Annotated in this window: 7 protein-coding genes; 1 reads left to right on the top strand and 6 read right to left on the bottom strand. The window is 72.8% G+C overall.

The window, feature by feature from the left end; genetic code table 11:
- Positions 1-57 precede the first annotated feature (57 nt).
- The 6 genes from recN to ABZ805_RS18600 form a co-directional block, all read right to left on the bottom strand.
- Positions 58-1,863: a DNA repair protein RecN gene (gene recN, locus ABZ805_RS18575; RefSeq protein ID WP_358441510.1), complete on the bottom strand. Its 1,806-nt coding sequence runs from the start codon at positions 1,861-1,863 to the stop codon at positions 58-60.
- Between the two features lie 114 nt (positions 1,864-1,977).
- A complete protein-coding gene (locus ABZ805_RS18580) occupies positions 1,978-2,871 on the bottom strand; it encodes an NAD kinase (protein ID WP_358441511.1) in 894 nt (297 codons plus the stop codon).
- A complete protein-coding gene (locus ABZ805_RS18585) occupies positions 2,868-3,755 on the bottom strand; it encodes a TlyA family RNA methyltransferase (RefSeq protein WP_358441513.1) in 888 nt (295 codons plus the stop codon). The genes ABZ805_RS18580 and ABZ805_RS18585 overlap by 4 nt, the downstream gene beginning before the upstream one ends.
- 5 nt (positions 3,756-3,760) lie before the next feature.
- The gene (locus ABZ805_RS18590; RefSeq protein ID WP_358441516.1) at positions 3,761-3,997 is read right to left on the bottom strand and encodes a hypothetical protein; all 237 of its coding nucleotides are present in this window, start codon (positions 3,995-3,997) and stop codon (positions 3,761-3,763) included.
- A gap of 95 nt (positions 3,998-4,092) precedes the next feature.
- Complete coding sequence (locus ABZ805_RS18595; protein ID WP_358441519.1) at positions 4,093-5,133, bottom strand: HAD-IIA family hydrolase; 1,041 nt, start codon at positions 5,131-5,133, stop codon at positions 4,093-4,095.
- Complete coding sequence (locus tag ABZ805_RS18600; protein ID WP_358441522.1) at positions 5,130-6,068, bottom strand: hypothetical protein; 939 nt, start codon at positions 6,066-6,068, stop codon at positions 5,130-5,132. The genes ABZ805_RS18595 and ABZ805_RS18600 overlap by 4 nt, the downstream gene beginning before the upstream one ends.
- A gap of 18 nt (positions 6,069-6,086) precedes the next feature.
- Between ABZ805_RS18600 and ABZ805_RS18605 the strand changes: the two genes are divergently transcribed.
- On the top strand, positions 6,087-7,478 hold the full coding sequence (locus tag ABZ805_RS18605; RefSeq protein WP_358441525.1) for a hypothetical protein: 1,392 nt from the start codon (positions 6,087-6,089) through the stop codon (positions 7,476-7,478).
- Positions 7,479-7,612 lie beyond the last annotated feature (134 nt).

A 7,612-nucleotide genomic window follows, 5' to 3' on the forward strand; every position in this document is an offset into this window, starting at 1 on the left:
CGCCGTACGCCTGCGCCCGATCGGACCTACTTGATTGATCCAAATGGATCATTCGGGTCAGCGGGACCCCGCAGCCGCGTTCTTCCCACCGCGCCCGCCCTTCGCCGGTTCCGCCTTCGACTTGTCGGACGCGGCGGTCGCCAGCAGCTCCTCGGCGTGCGCCCGACCGGTGGCGGTGGAGTCCAGCCCGGCGAGCATGCGGGCCAGTTCCGCCACCCGCTTGCCGTCCGCGACGGTGCGCACGTCGCTCCGGGTGAGCCCGGTGTCGTTCGCGCCCTTGTCCACCACGAGGTGCCGGTCCGCGTACGCGGCGACCTGCGCCAGGTGGGTCACCACGATCACCTGGTGGGTCCGGGCGAGCCGCGCGAGCCGGCGGCCGATCTCCACGGCGGCCCGACCGCCCACACCGGCGTCGACCTCGTCGAACACCAGCGTCGGCACCGTGTCGGCGTCGGCGAGCACCACTTCCAGGCCCAGCATCACCCGCGAGAGCTCACCGCCCGACGCGCCCTTGTGGATCGGCAGCGACGGGGCACCCGAGTGCGCGATGAGCCGCAGTTCCACCTCGTCGGTGCCGTCGGGGCCGGCGGACAGCGTCCGGTCCCCCACCACCAGCGCCGCAGCGTCCGCCTCGTCGGTCTGCTTGGGCTCGACCACGACTTCCAGCTTGGCCTGGGCCATCGCCAGTCCGGCGAGTTCCTCGGAGACCGCGGCGGCGAGCCCGACGGCGGCCTCCTGCCGTTCCTTGGTGAGTGCCTGGGCGTGCTCCGCCAGTTCGGCGGCGAGCTCGTCCCGCTGCTGCGCCAGCGCGGACAGCGCCTCCTCGGAGGTGTCCATCCCGGCCAGGCGCTCCCGCGCGTCCGCGGCCCACGCCAGCACGCCGTCGATGTCCGCGGCGTACTTCTTGGTGAGGTTCTTCAGCTCGGCCTGCCTGGCGAGCACCTGCTCCAGCCGTCCGGGGTCGGCGTCCAGCCGATCCAGGTATCCGCCCAGTTCGGCGCCCACGTCGGAGAGCACCGCGGTCGCCTCCGCGACCCGCGAATCCAGCTCGAGCAGCACCGGGTCCTCGGCGGCGCCGAGCCGGCGCCTGGCATCGCCGAGCAGCCCCATCGCGCCGGGGGATTCCGGGTCGCCGTCGGCCGCACCGCTCACCGCGTGCTGGGCACCGGCCGCGATCTCGCGCAGCTGGTCCACGTCGGACAGCCGTCGCGCCTCGTCGACGAGGGCCGTGTCCTCGCCCTGCTCCGGCGCCACGGCCTCGATCTCGTCCAGGCCGTGCTTGAGCAGCTCCGCCTCGCGGGCCCACTCCCGGGCCCGGTCGGTGCGCTCCGCCAGCTCCCGCACCACGGCGGCCCATTCGGTGCGAACCCGCTGGTACTGCTCGAGAACGGTGGCCACCGGCTCACCCGCGAAGCGGTCCAGCACCGCGCGCTGCTCGCCGGAGCGCAGCAGCCGCAGCTGGTCGTTCTGCCCGTGCACCGCGAGCAGCTGCTCCGACAGTTCGGAGAGCACCGCGTTCGGCACCGCCCGGCCGCCCAGGTGCGCGCGCGAACGGCCATCGCTGTTCACGCTGCGCAGCGCGATCAGGCTGCCGTCGTCGTCCGGTTCGGCACCGGCTTCGCCCGCGACCCGCGCCGCCCCCGATTCGGGGACGACCTCGAACCGCCCCTCCACCAGAGCCCGCGGAGTGTTCGATCGGACTCGCGAAGCATCGGCGCGACCACCGCTGAGCAGGTGCAGCCCCGTGACCACCATCGTCTTGCCAGCTCCGGTCTCACCGGTCACCACGGTCAGGCCTGGGTGCAGCTCGAGCGTGGCATCGTCGATGACTCCCAGTCCCTGGATGCGCATCTCAGCCAACACATCCAGCACCCTAGCGGGCGGCCCCGACCGCTCGGCCCCCGCCAGTCCGATCAATCCCGCCGATTCGCGCACACCTTGGACGCGCGACCGCGCCTCGGCCCGGTTCCCGGCCGGTCAGTCGGCGGCCGGGCCGCGCCAGCCCTGGACCGGGAGCTCGAACTTCTGCACCAGGCGGTCGGTGAAGGAGGCGTCGTACAACCGCACCAGGCGCAGCGGGTTCGCCCCGGCCACGACCTCGACCCGGGCGCCCGCGGGCAGGTCGAAATGCCGCTGCCCGTCGCAGCAGAGCACCGCGTCGTGCCCGCCGTGATCGATCTCCAGCGCGACCGTGGAGTTCCGCGACACCACCAGCGGGCGGGCGAACAGCGCGTGCGCGTTGCTCGGCACCACCAGCAGCGCCTCCACCTCGGGCCAGACCACGGGGCCGCCCGCGGAGAACGCGTAGGCCGTCGATCCCGTCGGGGTGGAGCACAGCACCCCGTCGCAACCGAAGGCGGACACCGGATGCCCGTCGACCTCGACGACCACGTCGAGGATGCGTTCCCGGCTGCTCTTCTCCACGCTGGCCTCGTTCAGCGCCCACGTGGTCGCGAGCACCCGCCCGTCGAGCATCGCGGTGATGTCGACGGTCATCCGCTCCTCGACGTGGTAGCGGCCTTCGACCACGGCCAGCACCGCTTGGTCCAACGCGTCCGAGTCGGCACCGGCGAGGAATCCGACCCGTCCCAGGTTGACCCCGAACACGGGGACCCCCGGCAGCCGGGCCAGTTCGGCGGCGCGCAGCAGCGTGCCATCGCCGCCGAGCACGAACACCAGCTCGGTGCCCGCGGCGGAGTGCGGCCCGGACGGGACGGCCTGCGTGTAGCAACCGGGGCTGAGGTCGCGTGCCTCGTCCTCCAGCACCCGGACTCGCACGCCGGCTCCCACCAGCTGGCCGGCGACCTTCTCCGCGGTGCGCAGGTTGTGCTGTTTACCGGTGTGGACCACCAGCAGCACCTCTCGGGTCAACTGCGGCCCCCTCGTCGGTGTCCGGTCGTGCCTGCGGTCGCCTTCTGGCTCCCGCTGCCCTTGTCCGTCGTCTGCGGCCCGGTGCGCACCGCTTCCGCGACGAGCTCCGCCGCTTCCGCCGGGTCGGTGCTCGCCCCGGCTCGCAGCCAGGCGAAGAACTCGACGTTCCCGGACGGGCCCGGCAGCGGGCTGGCGGTGACACCGCGCAACCCGAGTCCGGATTCGGCGGCGAAGCGGACCACGTCCAGGACCGCTTCGGCGCGCAGCTCCGGGTCGCGCACCACGCCACCGGAACCCAGTCGTTCCTTGCCGACCTCGAACTGCGGTTTGATCATCGGGACGAGGTCGGCTTCCGGCCCGGAACACGCCAGCAGCGCGGGCAGCACGAGCTTCAGCGAGATGAACGACAGGTCGGCGACCACGAGGTCGACCGGCCCGCCGATGTCGGTGGGTTCCAGGGCGCGCACGTTGGTGCGGTCGTGCACCCGCACGCGCTCGTCGGTCTGCAACGCCCACACCAGCTGGCCGTACCCGACGTCAACGGCGACCACTTCGCGAGCACCCTGCCGCAACAGCACGTCGGTGAAGCCACCGGTCGACGCGCCGGCATCGAGGCACCGGCGACCGTCGACGGTCAGCCCGTCCGGCCCGAAGGTCTCCAGGGCGCCCAGCAGCTTGTGCGCTCCGCGGGAGGCCCACTTCGGGTCGTCCACGTCTTCGGCCACCACGATCGGGGCATCGATCTCGACCGCGGTCGCTGGTTTTCCGGCGACCATGCCCCGCACGGTCACCCGGCCGGCGGCGATCAGTTCTGCGGCTTGTTCCCGCGACCTGGCGAGGCCGCGGCGCACGAGTTCGGCGTCCAAACGCGCTTTGCGCGGCACACCGATCACCCGCCGCCGGTCGAGCCGGACAGCATGTTCTCGGCTCTGCTCAACGCTTCGGACAACGCCGTGTGCACCGCCTCGAACCGCTGGACGTGCTCGGCCACCGGCAGCTCGCGCACCTCGTCGAGACGCGCGAGGGCTTCACCGATGGCGTGCTCGGCCGCCGAGCCGTCGTCCGAGGGCTTCGCCAGCATCGACGGGTTCGGTGCGAACGAGCCGTCCTGCCCTGGAGAGGTCATCGTCTCCCGCTTCTGTCGCCCACATCGCCGGACGTCTCGCGGCGACTACATCAACGCTATCCGACCTGAACCTCGGACGTGCGGAGCCGGTCGCTTCAGGCGATGCCCAGTTCGCGCAACGCATCGGCGGACGCGGAATCCGCCGGGCGGACCGCGACCTGGCCGGTACCGACCGGCCACCACGCGGCGCACAACGCCCGCAGCGCACCGAGCGCGCGCTCGCGCACCCGGGCCGACTCCGCCTGGTCCGATGCCGCCTGGTCCGACGCGGCCGACAGTTCGAGGACGCCATCTTCGACGCGGACCTTCCAGCCGGGCTGGTCGCCGACCGCGGTCACCGCATGCGGCAGGTGCAGGCCGCGGAGGTCGTCCGCGATGTGCTCGGGCCGGAGTTCGACCGGTGCGAACAGCGCGTCCGCCGGAGTGCTCACCCCGGTCAGCACCATCAGCGAGGACATCCCGGACCGCACGGCACCGCTGATGTCGGTGTCCAGCCGGTCGCCGACCATCAACGGACGGCTCGCCCGCGCCGAGGACACCGCACGATCCAGCAGCGGACGCTCCGGTTTGCCCGCGACCTGCGGCTCCTGCCCGGTCGCCGCGCGCAGCGCCGCGACCATCGAGCCGTTGCCGGGCAGTTCACCGCGTTCGGTGGGCAAGGTCGCGTCCGCGTTGCAGGCGACCCACGTCGCTCCGGCCCGGATGGACAGGCACGCTTCCGCCAGGTTCCACCACCCGGTGTCCGGCGAGTGCCCCTGCACCACGGCGACCGGTTCGTCCGCGTTCTCCCGGACCGGGGTGAGTCCGAGCTGCTCGACCTCCGCCGCGAGGGCCTCCGACCCGACGACCAGCACTTTCGCACCTGCGGGCAACTGCTCGGCGAGCAGTGCGGCCCCGGCTTGAGCGCTGGTGCTGACCTCGTCCGCGGTGGCCTGCAGGCCGAGCGCGTTGAGGTGGTCGGCGACGGCCTGCGCCGGTTTGGACGCGTTGTTCGTCACGTACCGCGCCTGCACGCCGTTGCGGCGCACTTCGGCGATGGCCTCATCCGCCCCGGGGGCGAGCCGGCCGCCGCGGTACACGGTGCCGTCGAGGTCGAGCAGCACCGCGTCGTGGTGGTCGAGCAGCGTCTCGGTCACTGCGATTCGTCCCCTCGCGGGTCGCTCGCCTTCACCGCTCGGGCGGCCGCCTGCTCGTTCGCTTCCGGCTTCGGTTCGGCTTCGGCAGCCGAAGCCTCGTCGGATCCGGTGACGCCCGATTCGGTGCTGCTGACCTCGTCAGTCGCGGAGACCTCGTCGGCCGGGTCCGGTTCCGCGGCGGAGTCGCCCGCGTCCACGGATGCTTCCGCCGCCACGTCTGCCGCGTCCACCTCCGCCTCCAGCGTGACTTCGACGTCGTCCGCCTCATCGAGCACGGCGGGTCCGGCGGCGGTGGCTTCGGCCACGAGCTCTTCGGCTTCGGCGTCACCGCCGAGCAGCGCCACCAGTTCGTCGAGGCGCTCCGGGGCGTCGGTTTCACCGTCGTCGTCGGCGTGGGCAGCGTGCACGAACCACGTGAACGCCTCCTGCACCCGGTCGGCGGCGAGCAGGTTGTCCGCGTAGGCGTAGAACAGCCGCGCGCTCCACGGTTCCTGAACCTTCGGGTCCAGCTCGGGGATCTGCAGACTCACCACGGACGCTTCGACCTCACCGAGGTCCCGGCGAGCACCGGCGGCGACGATGCGGAGTTCCACGGCTTCCCCACCGGTCAGCTCCGCGGCTTCGGCGCTCCGGCTCAGCTCCAGCGCCCGCTCCGCGCGGCCCAGCGCCCGCTCGCAGTCCGCCATGATCGCGATGTGCCCGGGCCCGCCGCCCATGCGGCGCGCGGCGCGAAGCTCGGACAGGGCCTCGGTCCACTCGCCCATCTGGTAGGCGCACAGCCCGTTCGCCTCGCGCGCGGCACCGATGCGGGAGGCGCGGTGCCGCGCGTAGCGCGCGTGCACCAAGGCCTGCTCCGGATCGGTGTCCATCAGCTTCCCGGCCGCGACCAAGTGCAGAGCGACCTTGTCCGCGAGGCCCTTCGGCAGGGAACGCATGTCCCGGCGGATCTCGCCGTGCAGTTCGGAGGCGTCGACGTCGTCCGGCAGTTCCGGGGCGATCTCTACGGGCTTCGCGTCGACGTTCTCCTCGGCCGCGGCACCGGAACGCGGCCCCGCGTCCCGGTCATTGCGGCGCGGGCCGCGGTTGTCGCCGCGGTTGTCCGAGTGCGGCCGCTGACGGTCATCGCGCCGCGGCCGGTCGTTGTCATAGCGGTCCCGCTTGCCCTGCGGCCGGTCGTTGTCGTAACGCTCCCGCTTGCCCTGCGGCCGGTCGCCGCCCCTGCGGTCGTCCTTCGGACGGCCGTACGAGGGCTTGCCCCCACGGTCGTCGCGGCGATCGTCCCGCTGCCGCCGGTCGCCCCCGCGATCGTCGCGCTTGTCCGCCCAGGGACGGTCGCCGCGATCCCGGCCGTCGTTCTTCCGGTCCTGCCACGGGCGGTCGTTCCGCGGACGGTCGTCGGAGCGGTGCCCACCACCCTGGAAGCGGTTGCCACCCTGGGAGCGGTTGCCACCCTGGGAGCGGTTGCCACCCTGGGAGCGGTTGCCGTCCTGGCGGTCACCACCGCGCCGGTCGTCGTCCCGCCGCTCGGGACGCCGGTTGTCCGGGCGTCGGTCATCACGGTTGGAGTGGGAGCCCCGGCGGTCGTCGAACCGCGGCTTGTCGCGCCGGTCGCCGCCGCGGAAGTCACCACGGTTCCGGTCATCGCCACCGCGCTTGTCGTCGTCCCGCCGCCGGTCGTCCCGGTACGGGCGATTGGGCCGGTCGTCCCGGTTGAAGCTGCGCCCGCGGTCGTCCTGCCGGTCGAAGCGCCGAGGACCACCTTGGCCGCCACGGCCACCGTCGTTGCGCCGGTCGTCTCCGCGCCGGTCATCGCGGAACCCGCCACGGCCAGCGTCGTTGCGCCGATCGTCCCCACGTCGATCGTCGCGGAACCCGCCCCGGCGCTGCTCACCCGGACGTCCGCCCTTGCGGTCGTCGAACTTGGAGTCCCGGCGGAATCCGCCCTTGTCCGCGGGGCGACCACGCCCGTCCTTGCGGAACTTGGAGTCGTCCTTGTCCCCCGGCCGACCCCAGGTCTGCTCATCGCGTCCCTGACCGAAGGCGCGCTGGCGGTGTCCACCGTCCGCGCGGCGATCTTCGATGCGCGGGCCGCGACGGTCACCGCTGCGGTCGCGGTTGTTCGAGAACCGGTCGCCGCCACGGGCCGGCTTGCCGCGGTCGCCACCGGAACCACCGCGGGGGCCACTGTCCCGGCCCCGATCGTTCCGGCCGCCGAACCCGCGCCCGGCCGATCCGTTCTTGCCGGCCTGGCCGCTTCGGCCGGAATCGGCTCCGCGGCGGTCGCCGCCGCCACGTGTGTCATCGGACCCGGACACCAGACCTCCTGGACGTGCAAACTCGGTTAAGTACCAGCGTAGACCTCGGCGCCACCGGTCTACCGGTGCCGTCCGAGTGTGCGATGCCGCTCATCGAGGAGATCGTCGGCGAGATCACCGACGAGTCCGACCTCGAGGAGCACCGCCCGATCGAGCACTTGGAG

This window comes from Saccharopolyspora sp. NPDC047091, from assembly GCF_040643635.1.
Lineage (GTDB): Bacteria > Actinomycetota > Actinomycetes > Mycobacteriales > Pseudonocardiaceae > Saccharopolyspora_C.